Source organism: Chryseosolibacter histidinae, from assembly GCF_018598225.1.
Taxonomy (GTDB): domain Bacteria; phylum Bacteroidota; class Bacteroidia; order Cytophagales; family Cyclobacteriaceae; genus Chryseosolibacter; species Chryseosolibacter histidini.
In genome coordinates this window covers 277,609-300,942 of sequence record NZ_JAHESF010000001.1, presented here as the reverse complement: position 1 = coordinate 300,942, position 23,334 = coordinate 277,609, and the positions used below count along the sequence as shown (strand labels likewise).

Genomic DNA, 23,334 nt, shown 5'->3' with positions numbered 1-23,334 from the left:
TAGTCTTGTTTTATCAGTTTTCCGGTTTTTCAGGCCACGGCGTTCACAGCGCTTTCCAGCTCGAAGGTTTCGATATCGGTGAGGTTATTCTCGAGCGCGGCCGTGAGAATGTTCGCGTAATACTCCATGAATAGCTCGATCGTCTGGGCATCGTAGAGGGCATCACTGTAGATGAAGATGACATCCAGCTGCCCATCGCTTTCACTCACGCTCAGCTCGAGCTCATAGCGCGTTGTGTTCACGTGCCTGTTGATGCGGGTAGGAACAAATTGCAGGGCGCTTATTTCAGCTTCGTTGTCGAGGAAATCGGCTGACGAAAAATACACATCGATGATCTGCTTCTTCTCGTCTTTGTTCACCAGCGAGAACATCTGGTCAAAAGGGAATTCCTGGTTATCGAAGGCGTCGAGCACACAACTTTTTACCTGCTGAAGAAATTCCCTGTACGAGGCCTGCGTGGCTATCTGCATCCTCAGCGGAAGCACGTTGATGAAGGTACCGACCACATTCTTCAGCCCGGCGTGTGTTCTTCCGATCGCGTCGGTCCCTATGATGATGTCCGTATTGCCCGACATCTTGTGGAGCAGGATATAATAAGCAGACAGAAGGAACATGAAGGTTGAAACATTCGTTTCGGTGGTGAACTTTTTGATCTGCTGATACTGTGCCGCGTCGATCCGCAATACTTTTCTGCACGCCCTGTAGATCTCTGTAGTTTCGCGGTTGCCCGTCAGCGGCAGATCGATGTGCGGAAGCCGGCCCGACAGCTGCCTTGCCCAGAACTCCCGGCTCTGATGCAAGCTGTTCTTCCGGTGCTTCTGCCAGTGAGCGTAGTCGACATACCGCAGGCTCACAGGAGGCAATTGCACACCTTCGTAGATCATTTTGAATTCGTTCATCAAAACATTGACAGAAATGCCGTCGCATACAATGTGATGAATATCCACAAAAAGGAACCTGCGCTGCGTGCTGTCCTGGTACAATGCGCACCGGATCAGGGGGAACGACAGGAGGTCGAATGGCCTTACAAAATCGTGAAAGGCATCTTCAACGGTGGCATACCGGCCTGGTGGCAAAAACAAGATATCAAAATCCATTTCTGCTTCGATCTGTTGTACCGGGTCCTGAGCGTGGAGCGAAAAACTGGTTCTTAAACCTTCGTGGCGTTTTATCAGTGCCCTGAATGACTGCCTCAACCGCTCCGTATCCAGCGCTCCTTTGATCTCATAAAGGCTCGAATTGTTGCTGGTAATGCTATCCTTGTTCAGCATCTGTTCATAGAAAAGGCGCTCCTGTGCCGACGACACGGTATAGAACTCTTTCTTCTCAGCCTTGTTGATGGGGTTGACATTCCGGTGCGTGCTGCGGCCAAGCAAGGCACACTGCTTTTCAACGGTGGCGCATTCGAATATTTCTTTCAGGTTCAGGAGAATGGAGAAATGCTGTTCGATACTCTGGATCAAACGAACCGCCATGATCGAATGGCCTCCCAGGGCAAAGAAGTCGTCGCGGATGCCAATGTTGTTCTCGTCGAGGCGAAGGATACCGGCCCAGATCCTGACCAGCTTCCGTTCCTGTTCCGTAGATGGTTTTACGTAATTCGCGCCTGCCTTGACCTCCGGGTCCGGGAATGCTTTCCGGTCAATCTTACCGTTGGGTGTCACCAACATGCGGCCTATACGCATCAGGTACGAAGGCACCATATAGTGCGGAAGTTTCCCTGACAGGTAGCTTCGCAGCGCAGCGTTGTCTACTTCCATGGCAGATGTATAGTACGCCACCAGGAACTTCTCCTCATCCTTCTCCCTGGCAATGACCACCGCTTCCTGCAGGGTACCATATCCCAGCAACGCGCTCTCGATCTCTTCCAGCTCTATCCGGTACCCCCGGATCTTCACCTGGTGGTCTTCCCTTCCCAGAAGCTCAAGCGTACCCTCGGCTGTCCACCTGCCGATGTCGCCCGTCTTATACATTTTCCGATCCCTGCTGAAGGGATTTTCAATAAACCGTTCCGCCGTCAATGCAGCACGGTGCCAGTATCCTTTTGAAAGTCCGTCGCCGGCGATATAAACATCTCCAGCCATGCCCGCAGGAACCACCTGGAGGTTTTTGTTCAGCACATAGACCTGCGTATTCGCGATCGGCTTCCCTACACTGATGCGCCCGGTCTTCTCTTCAAACCGGTGCACGCATGACCATACCGTTGTTTCAGTCGGGCCGTACATATTATACAGATCAGCTTTCGTATCAGACCTGAGCTTATCGATCAGCGAAAGGGGTACGTTCTCTCCCCCTAGCAACAACAGGCGCAGCGCTTTCAGAAATTTGTGCGAGCCGTTTCCATCCCTGGCGAGCTTCACGAAGGACGGTGTGGATTGCATCATGGTAATGGGGCGGTGAAGCATATCGCCTCTCCTGGAGAACAGCTCTTTTAATGCTTTCAGGTTCTTCAGCCCTTCAAGCACCTTGTCTTGCGCCACACCAAAATCCACCAGGCACGCGATCTCATCCACGCCGATCCTTTTCAGCTTCTGGATCATTTCACTGCAGCTGCTGCGGGTACCGATCAAGGCACTGGTCTTATAATAACGGCGGAAGGAATTCTTCAAAATAGTATCCATTCTTTCCTTCGGCAGGTCCTCGTCTTTCAGGCCCGTTTCCTCTATCAGGATCTTGCTCAGGCCGATGGAGCTCTTGAGGTATTCTATAAAAGGCCCCTCCACCAGCCGCTCCACCTCGTCTATGTCGTCACCGATGTAGGTGTGCAGCATCAATGCCACCTTACCGGATGCAACGTCATGGCCATTCGCCCTCAGTGCTTCACGGTAAAGCCTGATCTTCTTGCCTAATTCCTCCGGGTCTTGCCCTAAGAGATGGGTCAGCAAGTTGGCACCGATCGCTCCGGCCGCTTTAAAGGTCTCCTCATTGCCACTGGAAGTGATCCATATGGGGAGATCTTTTTGAACCGGTGCCGGAAAGATCCTGAACTCTACTTCCTTGTTGAATCCGTTCTCACGTTTAAGGGTTCCCCCTTTCCAAAGCATTTTGACCGTTTCGATCTGCTCGTACATGATCCGCTGCCGCTCTTTATAATTGGCCGGCGCAAGAACAAAGTCGTTTGGATTCCATCCCGATGCAAAAGAGAGCCCTACCCTGCCGCCGGATAAGTTATCCACCACAGACCACTCTTCGGCTATACGGGCCACGTCGTGCAGGGGTGATACGATGCTGCCACTCCTTAATTCGATCTGCCGGGTGATCATCGCCAGCGCCGCGCTGGTTACTGCCGGGTTGGGATACAGACCTCCAAACTCATGGAAATGCCGTTCCGGAGTCCACACAGCTTTGAAGCCTTCGCGGTCGGCATACTTCACCGATTCAAGCAGCAGGTTGTACTTGTTCTCTTCACGGTTATCGTAGCTGGAGAAGAAGAACAGGCTGAAATCGATCGAAAGGTCTTCACCCTGAACATACCGGTCGAGACCCGTCAGTGGAATGTCAGACGGGTGCACCACTACCTCTATTCCGTGGCAGAGGGTCCAGAAGATCTCGAGTACCGAAATATCGAACGATATGCTGGTGACCGCGAGCATGCAGTCGTCCTGGCGCCGTGTCAGACGCTCATTCATGCCCGCAAAGAAATTGACCACGTTGCCATGCGAGATCATTACTCCCTTGGGCTTTCCTGTTGACCCGGAGGTATAGATCAGGTAACACAGGTCTGTGGGTGTGTTCACCGGCACTGGATCGGCTGCAAAGTCTTCGGTAAACGTATCGAAGTTGATCACGTCACCCTGAAAAGGGGTTGCTGCCTGCAACGCCTGGCTCATCAATGCAACCTTCGCCCCGGAGTCTTCCAGGATGTAGTGTATCCGGTCTTTCGGATAAGAAGGATCAACAGGAACATAAGCTGCTCCCGACTTCAGGATGCCCAGCAACGCAATCACCATGCGCTCGGACCGCGGCATTACCACCCCTACCAGCGCGCCAGGTTTCACATGATATTTGTCCCTGAGATGGTGCGCCAATACGTTCGCCCGATCGTTAAGCTCCCGGTAGGTTAGCTTTTTCCCCTCGTATACCAGGGCCGTCTTGTCGGGTGTGCTTCGTGCCTGACGCTCGAACAATGACACAATGGTTTCGTGGTGCTCGTAATTGATAGCCGTGTCGTTGAATCCGGAGAGCAACATGTGCTTTTCCTGATCCGAAACCATCTCTACATCGTCAATGATCTTGCTGTTTTCCGAGAGAAGATTGTGCAGCAGGTTGAAGTAACGCGCACTTAATTGAGCGATGTACGACGCGCTGAATTTTCCGATCTTGTACCTGACCTCCAGCGTCAGTGAATCCCTGACGCTGAAAGAAAACAGGATGTCGGGTGACAACGCCTCGAATGCCACCAGGTTATGGATCTCCTCTACCAGCATGGCGGTGACTGGCACATCGCTCATCTCCTCCCTGCCGACACCCAATATCTTTTCGACAGGGTAATTGCCATGGCGCAGGTCTTCGACAACATCATCCTTTACAACCTTCAGGAATTTCACAAACTGTATGCTGGTGAAATTTTTCATTCTTACAGGAATGACCCCCAAAGGAGACGGCCCATTGCTTGCGTACAACGGTGTGAACACACCGATGTCAGTGGCGGCAGAACACTTTTGAGCAAGCACACCGAGCGCCGAAAGCAGCACAATGTGTTTCGCTTCGTCAGATGTAGCAATCCTGGCCAGCATGCCGGAAAGCTGCGCCGCCGCAATGGCTGTATCAGTCGCATAATGCTTCTTTGCCATCCGTGAGGCCTGTGTCGAATCGTCGAAATAAACACCGGGTGTATAGCCCTCCAGGCGATTTTGCCAATAATTGCGGGCACCAACATTCCGGTTGGCCCTGATGGTCTCAAGATCCAGTTTTGATTTATCAGCCATAGGTTGCGTCAGGTTAAGGAAAAATTTTCAGATGGTGCGTTAAAAGTTGAAAGCGATATCCTTGCTTACCTGCGGCTGTGCTTCCACGCCATGATCAACATAGTCCATAATACGGTCGTCAGGTTTTTCAGCGATGTCCTTCACCAGCGACTGGAATTGCGCGATCAATAACTCCATATCGGCTTTGGTAAAATAGCTTGTCATGTACTCGATGCGAAAGTGGAATGCGCCATCGACCTCTGTAGCAAACAGGTGAAGCGGGTACTTCGCTGCGATGCGCTCCAGGGCATAACTCGAAAAGTGCTCAGAGCTTGTCTGTCTTTGTACATAGCCATGGTCCTGGAACGAAAACATGGTCTCAAAAAGATCCTTGACAGGCACCGGCCTGTTTTTGTTCAGCTCGCTAACGATATCGGTCAGGTCGTAGAATTGTTTGCTGTTGGCCTCAACCAGATACTGATGAACACCTTCCGCAAACGTCGTGAAGCGCAGGCCGGCGTTGACCCGGTACCGGATGGGAAGTGTTTTGGCGAACATGCCGACAACACCTTCAAGCTCATCCTGCAACCTGCCGGCGGTGTTGATGCCGATCACAAGGTCCTCCTGCCCTGTAAGCTGGTAGAGATAGATCAGGTAGATCGCAAACAACCCGGAAAAAGGTGTGATGCCGCGGGCCTTTAACGTCTCGGCTAACCGCTTGAGGGTGGCTTCATGGATCACAAAAGATGCCATCGCTCCGTTGTCAGCATCCTCGCCTTCATCCGCCACTGCTACAGGCAACGTCAGCTTCGGCAGCGCGCCGTCAAAAGCCTTCAACCAGAACTCGCGGCCCGTGATGTATTCGTGGTTCGTTTTCAGGTGCGCGTGCTCCCATTCGGCGTAATCCTTGTACTGCAGGGCGAGTGGCTTCAGTACTTCCCCCTGGAACAGGCGCAGAAAATCTGTGAACAGGATCATCTGTGACAGCCCGTCACACACGATGTGATGAATGTCGGTGAACAGGAACTTGCGGCTACCAGCCGATAGGATCGCGGCCCTCAGCAGCGGAGCCCTTTCGAGGTCAAAGGGTTTGACAAGTCCGGCGATCGTGGTATCGATCGATTCTTCGGTGGTTGTTATTTCCCTGATCTTCAGATCGACGTTCGCTGACACCACCTGGTGCACCTGGTCGTTGCTAAAAACAAATTGCGTGCGCAGGCTTTCATGCCGTTGGATCAGCGCCCGGAATGTTTCCCCTATATGATTGGCTGAAACCTCACCCTTGATCTCCCACACCATCGGCAGGTTGAAGGCCGTGCTGGCCGGATCCATCAGGGCGTTGAAGTAGATCCTTTCCTGCGACGATGATAGCCGGTAGGCAGGTTTTTCCGGAGCTTTTACAATGGCCAGTGAGTGATCATGCGACGAACGCCGGATGAGCTCCGCCTGCTTGCGGATGGTCAGATTATTGAACAGCTCGCTCAGGGCCACCCTGACATTATATACTTTATAGATCTTGGCGATCAGGCGCATGATGGAGAGTGAATTTCCCCCGATCTGGTGAAAGTTATCGGTTGTAGAGATCTCCTTATCACCCAGGATCTCTTTCCACACCGCCAGCAGCGCTTTCTCCGTTTCATTTTCCGGTGCCGTGACCTGACGGCGGGTCAGGGTGCTCAGCAAACCTCTTTGGTCTATTTTACCGTTGCTCAGGAGCGGAAAGGCGGTCATCACAATGATGTTCGACGGCAACATGTATTCGGGCAGGTAACCTTTCAGGTATACCAGCAGCTTGTTCTCCAGGTCTGCGTTTCCCACCGTAGTTCCAATCACGAATGCAGCAAGCGATTCCTGGCCATCTCCGCATTTCATTACAATGGCATTATTCACGAGGCGTGATTGCAGCAGCACACGTTCAATTTCCTCCAGCTCGATCCTGATGCCCCTGATCTTCACCTGCCGGTCTTCACGGCCTATGAGGTCGATGTTCCCCGCTTCGATCATCCGGGCTTTATCACCCGTTCTGAAAGCGATCGATTCGGAAGATGTTCCCTGATCTATTGTGAAGAATTTCTCATGCGTGAGCTCAGGCGAATTAAGATAGCCATGACTCACATACCGGGAAATAATGTATAGGTCACCCGGCACATACATTTTGCAGGGCTGAAGATCCTTGCCGGCGATGAGCAGCCTTGTATCACGTATCGGCGGGCCTACTGGTATGCTTGTCTTATCTGCATCTTCGGGCCTGATCCGGTAACAGGAACGGATCATGGTAGTTTCCGTTGCCCCGTAGAGATTTACAAGGCCGATCCTGCCTCCGTAAACTTTATACCAGCGCTCGAGCTGCGATGGCACGATCCGCTCACCCGACAACAGAACATGCCTCAACGTTTTGAAATGATCCGGAGACAGGTCGCCGCTACAGATCACGTTGAATACGCTCGGCACACAATGGATCAATGTTATCTGCGCGCGATCGATCCAGGACACTACTTTAGATGGCGTAAAAAAATCCGCATCGCGGGGTGGCAAACATATCGTACCGCCCGCCAGCAGGGGCACAAATACGTCGCGCAGGAAGGCATCAAAATAAGGGCTGATGAACTGGCTCACCCTGCAGTTATGATCTAGGTTGAATTCATCGATCTCCCAACGCAGGTACTGCAGCAGGCTACCGTTCTTGCCCACGATACCTTTCGGTCTTCCCGTTGAACCTGACGTGAAATAAATGTAGATGGCATCCTCTTCTGAAAACTCAGGATACCCGGTTGACAAGAGTGGAACGTTATCGGTTTCTGCCACAATATCCTCGATCCGGTACCTGCTCATCCCTTCACCTTCGCCGCAGACGTTTGCTGTTTCCGACGACAGGATCATACAACGCAGGTCTAGGTCATTGATCATGTGCATCATGCGTTTCGCAGGCAGCTCCGGGTTGAGCGGTACGGCGACACATCCTGCATTCATCACGCCGATCATGGAACAGATCAGGTTCACACGATCGTTCAGCAGTATGCCCACCAGGGTCCCTGGCGTTGCTTTCGCGTGACGCAAAAAATGAGTGATACGGTTTGACCGCGAGAGCACATCGCGAAAGGTGAGTTTGCGGTCACCTTCTTCCATGGCTATCCTGTTGCCGTTCGATGTAAGGCTTTTAAGTAATGCTTCCTGAAAGGCCATAAATATGATATAAGGGTTGTTTCCTGATTCGCCCAGGCGGCTCAACGGCTAGGCCATCTGCAGGGAGTCCTGCAAGGCGATATTGCCGATCTCAATGGAATCATCCGTCAAAACCACCTTCAATATGTTGTGATAGTATTCTGTCAATGTTTCGATGAACAGGTCGTCGTACATTTCCCGGCTGTATACGAAATCTAAGTTCAGTTTCCCATTTCGCTCGACGGCCTCCAGCTTGAACTCATACTGCGTGGTAAAGTCCCTGCTGATCTTCAAAGGCCTGAGATGAGGATCGTCTTCCTGCGCATCGAAGAAATTGGCAAAAGCAAAATGCACCTGAACAATGGGGTTCTCTTCCATGCGCGCGTCGCGGTTGAGCAATGAAACCATCTGGTCGAATTGAAAATCCTGGTTATCAAAAGCACCCAGCACACACGCCTTCACTTCCTGCACAAACTGCCTGCAGGTGATCGCAGGATCTAACTGCATTCTCAGGGGCAGCAGGTTGATGAAAGTACCAACAACATTTCTCAGTCCGGCTCCCGTTCGTCCGAGGACATCTGTGCCGATGATGATATCGGTATTCCCGGAGATCCGCGACAGCAGGATAAAAAATCCGGAAAGCAGGAACATGAAGTCGGAAATGCCGGAATCTGCCGCGTAACGTTTCATCGCACGGCGGTGCACATCGTCGATCTCCAGGATCCTTTTTGATGCGGGATGTATTGCCGCTACTTTTCTGGTGCGCACCGGCAGGTCCAATACCGGAACCTCTCCCGCCAACTGGCTCATCCAATAAGCCCTTTGTGCTTCCATGTGGCCGCGTTGCTTCCTTTGCCATGACGAATAGTCTACATACCGAAGGTCGACCGGCTCCAGCGATTCGCCATGGCAAAGCTTTCTGAAATCGTGCATCAGTATGTTCAATGAAAAACCGTCGCAGATGATATGATGGATATCGATGAACAACACATGGCCTTCCCTGCGCTTCAGTAAAGCACACCGCAGGAGCGGCTGCACTCCAAGATCGAACGGGCGAACAAAATCCCGGAAGGCTTCTTCCACCGTGGCATACCGGGTTTCATCCAGCATCACAGGATTAAAAACAACGTCCGGGCTAACTTCCTGCACTACACTTTCGTCGGATAACAGGAACCTTGTTCGCAGGCTTTCATGTCTGCCGATCAGCAACCTGAACGCATGGTTAACAGCATCGATAGAAATATCAGCCCTGATCTCGAGCGCGCCTGAAACATTGTAAGCCAGCGTGCTCTTGTTCAGCAGCTGCTGATAGAACAACCGTTCCTGTGCAGGCGAGGCAGCGTAGCGTTCCTTCTTCTCCACCCTGGCAATCTTAGTCGCTTTCCCGCGACGCTCACCGGCGATCAGTATGGCTAATCTCCGGATAGAAGGATTTTCGAATAGCTTTCTCAATTCAATACCGACAGAGAATTGCTGACGGATCATATTGATCAGGTGCACGGCCATGATCGAATGACCGCCCAGCGCGAAGAAGCTGCTGTCTGCACTGATCGTTGCCGGATCCATTTTCAGCACCTGCGCCCAGATCGCCACGAGCTTTTTCTCAACCGCTCCCACCGGCGCTGCGTATGTCTCGTCCGTGGTGATTACCGGAGCCGGAAGCGCTTTCCGGTTCAGCTTACCGCTGGCTGTGAGCGGAAAGTCATCCAGCCTTACATAATATTGGGGAACCATGTAGACGGGTAGCTTCTCCAGCAGAAGATCCTTCAACGCAGCTGATTCCCGCGGCGATTCGGAGACATAATAGGCGACCAGATATTGATTGCCGTTTTCCTCGCGGAGCACGACGGCTGCCTTCGTGACCTGCGCATGGGCCATGAGCTGGTTCTCGATCTCTTCCAGCTCGATCCGGAAGCCCCGCATTTTGACCTGCGTATCGATCCTGCCCAGGTACTCGACGTTACCATCCGGCAACCACCTTGCGAGGTCGCCGGTCCTGTACATTCGCTCTCCCGGCCTGAAAGGATTGCGCACGAACTTTTCAGCAGTCATAGCCTCGTTGTTCAGGTACCCTCTGGCAAGGCCGGCACCGCCGATGCACAATTCACCAGGCACACCCAGTGGCAGCAGGTTATTGTAACGGTCAACAATGTAAAGCCGGATGTTGCTCAAAGGTTTGCCGATAGGCACCCTCATATTTTCTTGCAGGTCTCTTGTTGCGTACCCCGAGCTATAGATCGTTCCTTCAGTAGGTCCATAGATATTTTCCAGCGAAGCGTTGGCACGCAGCGCGTTGAATGCGTTCACCATCGATGCCGGCAGAGCTTCTCCCGCCAGGAATATATATCGCAGGCTCTCAATACGTTTTACACCGCTGTCTTTCAACATCTCTATAAAAACAGCAAACATGGAAGGAACAAAATTGATGTGTGTGACCTGGTCCCTTGCTATGACGGCAGCGATCGCATCCGGATCGGCCTCTGCACCAGCTGGCAGGATCGACAGACAACCTCCATCCAGAAACCAACCGAAGATCTCTGCCACAGACACGTCGAAAGTAAACGTGGTCTTCAGCAGATAGGTATCTCCGGCACCCAGCGGATAGCGTTGCTGCAGGTCCAGGATGATGTTCAACAAGGCGCCATGCTCGATCATGACACCTTTGGGCGTACCTGTAGAACCTGAGGTATAAATAACGTAGGCAAGATCATTGCTCCTGACCTCCGGCAATTCGGTCACCTGCTGCCGGACGATAGCCTGCTCAACCTCATCAAGGTCTATTACCGTAAAGCCAGGTTTCGTTGCCACTTTCCGGTACCGGCCCCTGGTGATAAAGAATTTCATCGCAGCATTTCCGGCGATCGCATCGATCCGTTCATCCGGATAACCCGGGTCTATGGGAACGTAGGCGGCGCCGGCTTTTATGATGCCATAGATACAAGGCAACAACAACATCTCCCGTTCCAGCATCAGCCCTACCAGGTCTCCCGTGCGCACGCCATGAGCTTCTCTGAGGTACGATGCAACTTTCGTTGTCATTTCCTTCAGCGCACCATAAGTAAGTGTTTCGTTATGCCACTTCAACGCTACACGCTCGCCATCCCTTGCGGCCTGTTTTTCAAACAGCGACAGCACCGTTCCTTCATACGGCCAAACGGTATCCGTATCGTTGAAGCGCTCCAATTGCTGATGCCGCTCCTCCTCCTGCATGATCGCGATCGCAGAGATCTTCATATCCATATTGGCAATAACCGCCGATAAAATGTTCCTGAAATAGGCAATGAACCGGGCCACGGTCTCTTCCCTGAACAGGGATGTGGCATATTGGAGCTCGAAGAACACCTGATCTGCACTTTCAATGGCTTTGAGCAAAAGATCGAATTTTGCAACCTGGTGGGTATTGGGAAACGGCTGAAGCTTAAGGCCCTCCATCTCAAACGCGACGTCGGCGGAATTTTCGAAGACGAACATCACATCGAACAGCGGGTTTCTGGCAGTATCACGTTCAACTTTCAATTCCTGGATCAACTCCTCATACTGATACGCCTGGTTCTCCAGGCAAGCCAATGTTTTGGACCGGACAGCGGATAAAAATTCCCGGAAGCTGAGCTCGCCCTTTGGCTGGTTACGCATTACCAGGGTGTTGACAAACATGCCGATGATCTGCTCGAGGTCCGGATGTTGCCGGCCTGCCGAGGGTGTGCCCACAGCGATGTCTTCGATGTTACAAAGCCTGGTCAGCAGGATGTTGTAAACCGATAGGATGACCATGAACATGGTGCTGCCCTCCGCGTCGGCTATTGACCTCAATCCCGCAGTCTCCTCCAGCGTCAGTGAAAAGCTCATGGCGCTGCCCGCATAATCCTTCACAGGCGGTCTTGAAAAATCCATCGGAAGGTTGAGCGCCGGGAGTTCTTCAGCAAATTCATTCAGCCAAAACTCTTTCTGCTTGCGGATGGCCTCCTGCTGTGATTCGCTTTGTTGCCAGGCCGCATAATCTTTATACTGGGTGGTCACCGGAGGAAGCGCTTCACCATGGTAGCATGAAACAAAATCCTTGATCATGAGTCCGTGCGATACGCCGTCGGAAATAATGTGATGCATGTCCACGATCAGGATGTTCTCACCCGGCGTACATGCCACCAGGCCAACCCTGAGCAGCGGCGCATGGCGGAGGTCAAAAGGCCTTACAAATTTTTCCATCAACACGCCCACATCACCCGTGCCTGCATTGAAACGTTCTATTTCAAGTTCCGCCGTAGCCGAGACCTTCTGTACAGGTTCCCCCTCAACGATCTCAAAAGAAGTACGCAAGCTTTCATGACGTGCAACCAGCTTCTTAAAGACCTGGATCAACCGGTCAGTTTGCAGGTTGCCCTCGATGCGAACAGCATAGGGTACGTTGTATGCCAGCGATTGCCGGTTGAACTCATACAAGAAATACAACCGTTTTTGTGCAGAGGAAAGCTTGTACCAGGGACTGACAGCTACTTTTTCGATCTTATAGTGCGCTGAAGTTTTGCTGTCACGGATGAATCCGCTGAGCCCTGCTATGTCCGGATGTCTGAACACCTCTTTTAAGGGCACCTCAACGCCAAACCGTTCCCTGATCCTGTTCACGAGGGTCATAGCCTTTAAGGAATGTCCTCCGAGCGCAAAGAAGCTTTTGTTCATGCCGATCATGTCCTGGCCGATGTTCAACACTTCCGACCAGATCTGCTGAAGCGCTTCTTCCGTCTCGCCAGATGGCAGAACGTATTCACCTTCACCGGCGACGGCTGGATCAGGGAGCGCTTTTTTGTCGAGTTTTCCACTCGGGGTAGCCGGCATCTGCTCCAGCCGGAGGTAACGGGCCGGTAGCATATAAGGAGGCAACCTGTCGCGTAGAAAATCATTGAGCATCGCCTCGTCCACGGTCCCCTCTGCGACATAGTACGCCACCAGGAAACGGTCATCACCACTTTCTCTGATCACCACGGCAGCCTCGCGGACCAGCGTGTGCTCGAGGATCCTGGTTTCAATTTCGCCGGGTTCGATCCTGAATCCCCGGAGCTTGACCTGCGCATCGGCTCTGCCGCAGTATTCCAGGTCTCCATCGGAACGCCACCGTGCAAGGTCACCCGTTCTGTACATCTTCTCACCCGGCATGAACGGGTTTGTTATGAACTTCTCACCGGTCAGCGCCTCATCTCCGAGGTAACCTTTGGCTACACCCGCGCCACCTACATACAATTCGCCGGTTGCACCGAGCGGCAACAGCTCTGCGTGCCTGCCCAGAATATAAACGAATGTATTGTTGATCGGTGTGCCGATGGCGATGCGGTCCTTTTCGAACTCGCGGCTGTCGACGCGTTTCACCAGCGATGTGACCGTGGTCTCCGTAGGGCCATATTCATTGTAGAACTCATAATCGACGTAAAACTTCCTGGCCAATGAAGGCTTGCATTCTTCGCCGCCCGCGATGACACGTTTGAGCTGAGGATGCTTGGTGAGCGAGATGCGCTCGAGGAATGATGGCGTTGCGTGAAGATGGGTAACACCCTTCGTGGCAAGATATTCATTGAACCGCACGTTGTCTGTCATCGTTTCGTGATCGATCAGTACCAGCGAAGCGCCGCTGGTCAGGGCAAGCCAGATCTGCTCAACGGAGGCATCGAAGCTAATGGTGGAGAACTGGAGAATGCGGTCTTTCTCATTGATCCCGAACAAGGCCTTTTGTGAGTGGATCAGGTTCGCCACCGACCGGTGCTGGACCATAACTCCTTTCGGCTTGCCTGTTGATCCGGAGGTGTAGATGATGTAGGCTACATCCGTATTGGGGATCGAAAGCCCAAGATCGCTTCCGGCATAGCCACAATGCCCACAATTGAAGATCCGCGCCGTAGCAACATGTTTTTCGTACGTGGGGGCGTGATCATGATCGGCCAACAGCAACGAAGCACTGCTATCGTTGAGCATCGCGAGAATTCTCTTCTCGGGTGCCGCTGTATCCAACGGCAGGTATGTACCACCTGCTTTCAGGATGCCGATCATGGCTACGATCATGTCTACAGACCGTTCAATCATGAGCCCTACTACCTTACCACTTTCTACTCCCCTGCCTGCCAGGCATCGCGCCAGCCGGTTGGAACGTTCATTCAGCTCGCGGTAGGTGATGGCACTGTCATGATAAACGAGCGCCGTTTGTTCAGGTGTGATGCGGGCCTGGCGCTCGAACAACGACACCACGGTTTCCTCAGGAAAAAAGGTAGGGTGAGGATTTAACCAGGACAACAGCCTGAGCTTTTCATTTTCCGTAGTGATCTCAAGTCCGGCCACCTTGGCGCCTGCATCGGCACTGACTTGTGTGATGATCTGATCCAGCTGGGCGAGCACATTTTTGATCAGCTCATGATCATAGATGGTGGCGCTGTAATCGATCCTGATGCGGAGCTCTTCGCCTGGGATCATCGTGACCACCAGGTCATAGTTGGTCCGGTCAAAGATCCGTACATCCGTGATCGACAGATCTTCCGGAGAACCCGATGCGTCTTTCAGGATCTTTTCTGACAACGGATAGTTTTCCACCACTATGATGTGGTCAAACAACCGGTTGCCTGGTGTACTGAGCGATTGGATCTCGGCCAGCTTCGTATAATGGTGTGCTTCACTTTCGAGCGCCCGGTGCTGGATCTTCCTGAGCATGTCTGCAATGGAGTCGCCGGCCTCATAGCTTACCCGCACCGGAATGGTATTGATGAACAGGCCTACCATGGTCTCGACGCCTTCTATCGCTGAAGGGCGGCCGGAAACAACAGCTCCGAACACGCAGTCTGTGACGTTGTTGTATTTTGCCAGCAGGATACCCCAGGCCGTCTGCAGCACGGTGTTTAAGGTCACACCATGGGCAGCAGATACCTTGCCTAATTGTACGGTCTTCATCCTGTCGATGACAAGTAACTGCGACCCATACGCTGTGCGTTGTATGCTTTCGCGATAACGTACTTTGGCAGGAAGGGACGCAGGCGTTTCATAATCCCGCAGGTAGTCTTTCCAGTACACAACAGAAGATTGCGCTTCCCTGCTTTCCAGCCAATCGATGTAACGGGCGTAGCGGGGCGCCAGCGTAACCGGCATATCACGGCGCATGCGGTTATCAGCGTAAAACTTCCTGAAGTCCCGCAGGAGAATGTCCATGCACCAGCCATCCATGATGATATGGTGATGGCTCAATATCAAAACGAATTTTGACGGTGCAACGCAGAACAGGGATGCCCGTATAAGGCAATCGTTGCGCAGGTCGAACCTGTTGTGCCTGTCTTTTTCCTGGCAGACCGCGATGGTGCTCTCGATGCCATTTACGGCACATTCTTCCTGCAGATCGCGGTAGTGGAATGTTGCTTTCCGGTCTTTCAAAACCAGCTGCAGGGCACGGTCTTGTCCCTGGTAATAGAACGCAGTGCGCAGGGTGGCATACCTGGATACAATATCGTTCATGGTTTTTTCTACTGCCTCGATATCCACATCTCCTTCCAGGACCAAGGTCATCTGGGCAAAGTAGCTATCCGCATCTGCGTCCAGCAGCGAATGAAACAGGATGCCCTCCTGCATGGGAGAAAGCGGATACACATCTTCCAGCTGGTATTGCTGCTGCAGCGTTTCAAGCGTGGAAGCAGGCAGGTCTTTGTACGTCACGTCCGAAGGCGTCAGCTCTGTTGCCCCGTAAGTGGAGCAGCACCCGATCAGCGAGACCAGCTGGCGCCGGTAATGATCGGCGAAAGCGTGCATCGTTCCCGTTGTATATTGTGCATGGCTGTAAGCGATCTTAAGCGCGAGCCTGCCATCGACGAGCATACCCGATATTTCCCAATCGTGAAACCTTGTTTCCTTGTCCGAAATGTTATTGCCCGTAAGATCAAGGCTCACGGTATAGGCAGCATTTTTCATATCGGCATCGAACTGGCCGAGGTAATTAAAGCTGACCTGCGGTGCTGGAAAAGCCTGCAGGCTAGTTCCGGCAGCGTGTTTCACCAACAGGTAGTCTATACCTCCATGGGGTACTTTTCTCAAGGTCTCTTTGACCTGTTTGATGGCCGCGCGCCAATCACCGGAGCCCGCGTCGAGCAAAACTGGATAGATGCTGGTAAACCATCCGACGGTGCGGCTGATATTGACGTCACGTACCACGTCGTGCCGTCCGTGTCCTTCCAGCTCGATCCACAACCTTGTGTTGCCATACATTTCTCTGAAGGCAAGCATAAGCGCTGTCAGCAGGATATCGGTGATGCCCGTGTTAAAGGGACGATGCACTTCCCCGAGGAGCCTGGCTGTATCGTCAACGCTGAAGCTGATGGTTTCGACGGCTTCGCTTTCCCTGGTGTTGCGACCTGCCGGGAAATCTCTTGTGATAACGGCGCCCGCTTCACCTGCAACGGTATGCCAATACGCCGAAGCGCGCTGAAAGGCAGTGCCCTGCACATAAGACCGTAAGGCTTTCGACCAGGACTGAAATGAGTCAGTTTTAGGCGGCAAAGACAGCGGCAGATTACCCTTCACCTGCGCATACAGGCTTTCGATGTCTTCAAACAATATACGCCACGAAACCCCGTCAATAACGAGGTGATGGATGACGATCAGCAAACGGCTCTCATTGGCAAGATGAAAGAGCGCGAGCTTCATCAGGGGTCCGTTTTCGAGGTCAATGCTTCTTTGCAGTGCACCGGCATATTCCAGCAGTGTTTCATGCCAGCCTGTTTCCTGCTGCAGGTGAATCACCTGGAGGGATACGGGCAGATCAACGTCACGATTGGTTTGCACTACCTCATCCGCAGACTGCGTAAATACCATTCGCAGGGCATCATGGTGACGCTGCAGCTCCTCGAAGATCCCGTGTACAACTTCTTCTGTTATTCCGCCTTCGAACCGCAGCATCACAGCCTGGTTGAAGTGGTGCGTATGCTTCAAACGATTGTCAAAGAACCATTGCTGCACCGGCGTGAGCGGTACAGGGCCGGTGACCGGACGTTGGTCGGCATACTGCGCAACAGTTTTCAATTGTGGCGCCAGCTGCTGTATGGTTTGATGCGTAAAAATATCCTTCACAGCCACATCATAGCCGAGGCTGCGCATCCTGGAGCAGATCTGGATCGACTTGATGGAGTCGCCGCCGGCAGCGAAAAAGTTGTCGGTAACGCCAATGTTTTCCATCCCCAGCACGCTGGCCCATACTTCCACCAGCAGGCGCTCTTCACCCGTGGTTGGAAGTGCTTCACCCGTTTTCATGACAGGCACGGGAAGCGCCTTCGTATCGATCTTGCCATTGGCCGTCAGCGGCATCTTTTGAACATGAACAAAACAGGCCGGAACCATGTAGTCTGGAAGCCTGCTTAAGAGAAAATTCCGGAGCTCTGTAAAACTTATCTCCTGATCGGCAACGTAGTAGGCTACCAGGTACTTGTTATTGCCTGTGTCCCTTGCGTTCACAATCACTTCGCGGATCAGCGGGTATTTGGAAAGCTGCCCTTCGATCTCGCCGGGCTCAATGCGGAAGCCTCTTATCTTCACCTGGCTGTCTATGCGCCCGATGAGCACAATACTGCCGTCGTCTCTCCACCGGGCAAGATCACCAGTACGGTACATGCGTTCTCCGGCAATGAAAGGATGGTCACAGAACTTCGCGCTGGTCAGGCTTTCATTCCGGATATATCCCTGCGCGAGTCCCGCGCCGGCAATGCACAGCTCCCCGCATGCGCCGACCGGAATCAGCACATCACCTTTTCCAAGAATATAGATGCGGGTATTGGCAATCGGTTTTCCGATCACATTAACATTATCTGCGCAGAGATTGTCATTCCAGGTTGCCCCGATCGATGTCTCCGTAGGCCCGTATTCATTGCAGCATACGGTACCCGGCAGCAAACGGCCGCTCCGCTCGATCAGCTCCGGCGCGGCTTTTTCACCCGCCAGCACGATCAGCCGCAATGATTCGCATGCCTGGCCGTTCAGCTCACGTAACAGGATGTCGTAAATGAGGGGTGTAACAACGGCATTCGTGATCTTCTCCGACCTCACAACATGCGCGATATGCTCCGCATTCAGGCGTTCCGTTTCTCGCAGCAACATCAGCGTTCCACCCGTCAGCAAGCTGGGATACAGGTTGGCGCCGAAGCCATCGAAATGATAAGGGAACAATTGCAGGGTAACATCTCTTTCCGTGAAGGCATAGGTGGTGATGCGCCATTGCGCAAAATTGACGATGCCCTGATGTTTTATCGCCACACCTTTGGGTTGCCCGGTGGTTCCCGAAGTATAAATAACATACATCAGGTCATCAGGGCGTATGCTCTTTTGAAGATCCACTACTTCGCCTTCCAAACATGATTCCACAAAGACAACGGTCCGCCCGGCACCCGACAACGTTTGTCCGCCATACTGCATGTATACTGACCGTTGCGTCAGCAGGAGCGCCGCTTCGCTGTCGGCAAGAATGAAACTGTTTCGCTCACCGGGAGTCTGCGGCGACAGCGGAACATAAGCACAGCCTGCCTTCAGAACACCCAGCATACCGGCGATCATTTCAACCGATGAATCGAAGAGTAACCCTACTTTATGGCCATTACCCTCCGGAAGCTTCATGGTTATTGCGGTGGCAACGGCATTTGCCTTCCGCTCCAATGCCGCGTACGTTACGATGTTGTTCCCGCAACGGAGCGCGATATTCTCGGGCGTCTTTTTAACCTGCTTTTCAAATAATGAAATGATCGTTTCATTCAGCGGGTAGTCGGTGCCTGTGTTGTTAAAGTCATCCATCACGCGGCGCACTTCATCATCCGGAAGCATGCCGATGTCCGCTATTTTTTTATCAGGGCCGGCAACGATCGCCGATACAATATTTTTAAAATAAACCGCCCATCGTGCAATGGTTTCGGCATTGAACAACGCCACCGCATATTCAAACGTGAACAGCAGCTCCTCTCCTTTTTCATAAGCCAGCAGGGCAAGGTCAAACTTCGCCAGCCTTTGCTCACCTGAAAAAGGTGTGAGTCGAAGCCCGGGGATCTGAAGTTCAGCCTCCTTAAAGCTCTGGTAAGCAAACATGATATCGAACAAGGGATTACGGCCACTATGGCGCTCAACCTTCAAAGCCGAGAGCAGCTCATCATAGGGAAAAGCCTGGTGTTCAAAACATGACAGGGTCGTGGATTTTACAGCCGAAAGAAATTCAGTGAAAGTGTGCTGATGGGCAGGGTGGTTCCTGACGGGGATCGTGTTCACGAACATTCCCACAACGTGCTCCAGGTCGGGGTGCTCGCGCCCGGCAATAGCAGTACCCACCACGATATCGTCGCTGCCTGCGAGCCGGCTTAACAGGATATTGTAAATGGCCAAGGTCACCATAAACAAGGTTGCGCCTTCCCGCGCTGCGATCGCCCTGAGCGCGTTTGCCTCTGCGGCACCCACCCTGAAATCGATGGCTCCTCCGCGATGGTCCTGAGTTACAGGCCTGGAAAAATCATAGGGCAGCGTAAGCACCTCCGGCATATCCGCGAACATGCTCGTCCAGAACTCCCGCTGGCGGACTGCGACAAGCTCGCGTTTTTCTTCCTGCTGCCATACCGCATAGTCCTTGTATTGCACCCGCAGGTCTGGAAGCGCCTGATTGTCGTACATCGCCATGAACTCCCGCGTCAGGATCTCCTGCGAGATGCCATCACAAACAATGTGATGAATATCCACGATCAGCACATGCCGGTCCGGGGCAATTTCGATCAACGCCGTGCGCATCAGTGGCGCGGTCTGCAGATCAAAGGGCCGAACAAATCCATGCATGATGGCGCTCACCTGTTCTTCATCTGCCTGGAAATGTTCCATCACCAGTTCCACCTGTGGCCGTATACGCTGCACCGGCACGTCGTTGATGATCTCAAAACAGGTGCGCAATGTTTCATGACGGGCGACAAGCCGGGTAAAGGTATCCTCGAGCAGGGCTTTGTCCAGCGTACCCTCCAGCACCACGGTGAAGATGCCGTTGTAGGCCAGCGACGACCTGTCAAAAGCATAGCTGAAATAGATACGTTTCTGCTCAGCAGAGAGCGGGTAAAAATCCCGTGAAACCGCTGGTTGTATGGGAGAAAACCCTGTGGCTATACGCGTCTGAAGGGCTGTGGCCAGGCTTCTGATATCCGGCTGGGTAAATACTTCATTGATGGAGATCCTCACGTCAAACTCCCTGAAGATCCTGTTCACCAGCGTGGTCGCTTTCAGGGAATGACCGCCAAGCTCGAAAAAGCTGGCAAGCACGCTGATCCTGTCGCTGTCGATCTTCAGGATCTCGGACCAGATCTTTACAAGCCGCTCTTCTGTAGCGTTGGCGGGTGCTACAGGTCCGTCTTGCGGCGATATCGCGGGCTCGGGCAATGAACGCCTGTCAAGCTTCCGGTTGGGTGTCAACGGCAAGGCTGCGAGGTGCACAAAGTAAGCAGGCACCATATAATCAGGCAGCTTGCCAGAGAGGTATGATCTCAGGGTTGCGTTTCCGATCTCCTCTCCGCAAACATAATAGGCCACGAGGTGCGTATCATTGCCACTCGCTTTGGCGATCACCACGGCGTCTTTGATTTGCGGATGCTCCTTTAACAACGATTCGATCTCCCCTGTTTCAATCCGGTGTCCCCTGATCTTGACCTGGAAATCGACCCTGCCCAGGTATTCAACGGTGCCACTGTCTGTCCACCTGGCCTTGTCGCCCGTCTTATACATTTTAAATCCAGGTCGAAAAGGGTTGCTGATAAAGCGCTGATCGCTCAGCGCTTTGTTGTTCCAGTACCCGTGCGCGAGTCCATCACCACTTATGTATAACTCTCCGGCCGCGCCCCTGGGTTGCAGGTGCAGGTGGCGATCCAATACGTAGAGCTGTGTGTTACCCAAAGGCCGGCCAATCGTGATCCTGTCTTCTTCCGTCAGATCGATCAGCGACGACCACACCGTTGTTTCGGTGGGACCATAGACGTTGATGATCCTGGCACGACTGTACTTTTTCAGTGACCGCAAAAGGTCTTCCTGAAAGGCCTCCCCGCCTACCAGGAGATAACGAACGCCGCGCATCGCTTTCGCAAATCCCTCGCTATCATCAATCATCAGCTTGTACCGTGACGGGGTGGTCTGAATCAGCTCAACCTTTTCTCTTTCGATCAATGCCAGCAGCAAGGCGGCATCTTTCTGGCATGCTTCATCTGCTATCACCACCCGCATGCCCTGTGTCAGTGCCAACAGCGACTCCGTAACAAAAATATCGAACGAGAAGGTGGTGACTGAAACCATCGTGCCGCCAGCAGGCAGGTGGCGCATCATGGATTCGATATAATTGTGTACCGCCCTGTGTGGCAGCATCACACCTTTAGGTTTGCCCGTTGAGCCCGATGTGTAGATCAGGTAAGCAAGGTCTTCGGCGTCGTTGACGATCGGGAGATCGGCAGCCTGCCCCAGTGCTCCGGAATCCACTGTAATGACCGTGAGCATGCTTCCCGGGTCTATGTCTGCCACGCTGAGGTCACGCGTCGTCAGCAATACCCGGGCGCCGCTATCGGCCAGCATATACGCAAGGCGGTCTTTTGGGTATGAGGGATCCAACGGCAGGTAACATCCGCCCGACTTGAGCACGGCCAGCATGCCGATGTACAGCTCGAGCGATCGGTTCGTATACAACCCAACCACCTGGTTAGGCTTAACACCTTTGTTGCGCAGGGCTGCGGCCAGGGAATTAGCTTTTCCATTCAGTTCCCTATAGGTAAGTGACTGACCGTTGAATGATAATGCAACGTCGGCAGATGAGCGCCGCGCCTGAGACTGGAACAGCTCAACGATGGTCTTTTCTTTTGCGTATTCAAGAACGGTATCGTTGAACCCTGTCAGCAGCTGGTCTTTTTCCGTTTCCGACAAAATATCCAACGAGGCCGCTGTACTTTCTCCGTTGTTGATGATCGTTGCAATGATGGCGAAAAAATGGCCGGCGAATGCTTTCACAAAATCATCAGCCACATCTCCATCCCGGTACGCAAACTCCACCTTTACCCCCTGATTGAAGAATACGGTGATCGTCAGCGGAATGCCGGTGTTCTCATGCACAGACTTCAATGAGACCTGGAATTCGTCGTTGGCCCCGAGCACATTTTCATCGATGGGATAATTTTCTACGATCACCACCGAATCAAACAGGTCTTCGGCAGGCTTCAGCCCCAGCATTTGTTTGATCTCATGGTACGATACGTTGCTGAACTCGCTGCGCGCTGCAAGATCCCTGTTCACTTCCTTGACAATTTCCTTCAGCGACCGTTCATCCCCGGTAAGGCGCAGGGGAATGGTATTGATAAAGTTGCCCATAACCTTGTCGATACCAGGCACTGACATATCACGACTGGATACCACCGTTCCAAATACCACATCCGGTGTATCCAGGTATTTTTGAAGCAATAAACCATAAGCCGCATAAATGACCGAGACCTTGCTCACCCGGTGTTGCCGGGCCCATGTTTCTATGGCATCGGTGGGATCACAAATCCCGAGCTTTTTAACTTCTCTTTTTTTCGCTGACGTGCGTACCGTACCTGAAACCAGCGGAGCGATCTCGTGGCCACTCAGATAATGCTTCCAGTAGTCCGATGCTTTTACCGGATCAATGGCCTTGTGAAGCTGGCGAAGCAGGTCACCATACTTGATCTTACCATTGAATCCCTGCACGATGTTGCCATTCACATGGCCGTAGTATTGAAAAAGCTCCTTCAAAAAGATGGCGGTGCTCCAACCATCATACAGGATGTGGTGATGCGTGATGAAAAGGACATGGGTGGCAGCTGAAATTCTGATCAACCCCGCCCTGAGGGGAAGGCGGGTAAGATCAAATCTACTATTGCGGTCATTCAACAAATAAGCGGCAACCTGCCCGGATATTTCACTGACAGCGTATCGTTGTGAAAAATCCTCAAAAGTGAAGTCAAGAGGATGTGATTTAAGTATGATCTGAAGTGGCGTATTGGCTTCCTCCCACCTGAAAACAGACCGCAACGCCTCATGCCGCGCCTGAACGTTGCTGAAAGCGCTTCTGAGCTTGTTTACATCCAGCTGCCCTTCGATCTGAAAAGACAACTGAACATTATACAGGCTCTGCTCCGACTCCCGCAGGTAATGGAACAACATACCTTGTTGCGCCATGTTGAGCTCAACAATGTCTTCAACGTTGGATTTGTCTATCTTGGTGTTCATGATGCGGAATCTGTAAGGATCAATACGC

At 52.6% G+C, this 23,334-nt stretch carries 3 protein-coding genes; all 3 read right to left on the bottom strand.

All coding sequences use genetic code 11. The features are described from left to right. Positions 1-29: 29 nt before the first annotated feature. The 3 genes from KK083_RS01025 to KK083_RS01015 are packed head-to-tail and all read right to left on the bottom strand — an operon-like array spanning position 30 to position 23,306. Complete coding sequence (locus tag KK083_RS01025) at positions 30-4,928, bottom strand: MupA/Atu3671 family FMN-dependent luciferase-like monooxygenase (protein WP_254159327.1); 4,899 nt, start codon at positions 4,926-4,928, stop codon at positions 30-32. A 39-nt stretch (positions 4,929-4,967) separates the two neighbouring features. Next, positions 4,968-8,090, bottom strand: a complete 3,123-nt coding sequence (locus tag KK083_RS01020; protein WP_254159324.1) for a non-ribosomal peptide synthetase — start codon at positions 8,088-8,090, stop codon at positions 4,968-4,970. A 48-nt stretch (positions 8,091-8,138) separates the two neighbouring features. Then, positions 8,139-23,306 carry a non-ribosomal peptide synthetase gene (locus KK083_RS01015; protein ID WP_254159322.1) on the bottom strand — a complete coding sequence of 5,056 codons (15,168 nt, stop codon included), beginning with the start codon at positions 23,304-23,306 and terminating at the stop codon, positions 8,139-8,141. Positions 23,307-23,334 lie beyond the last annotated feature (28 nt).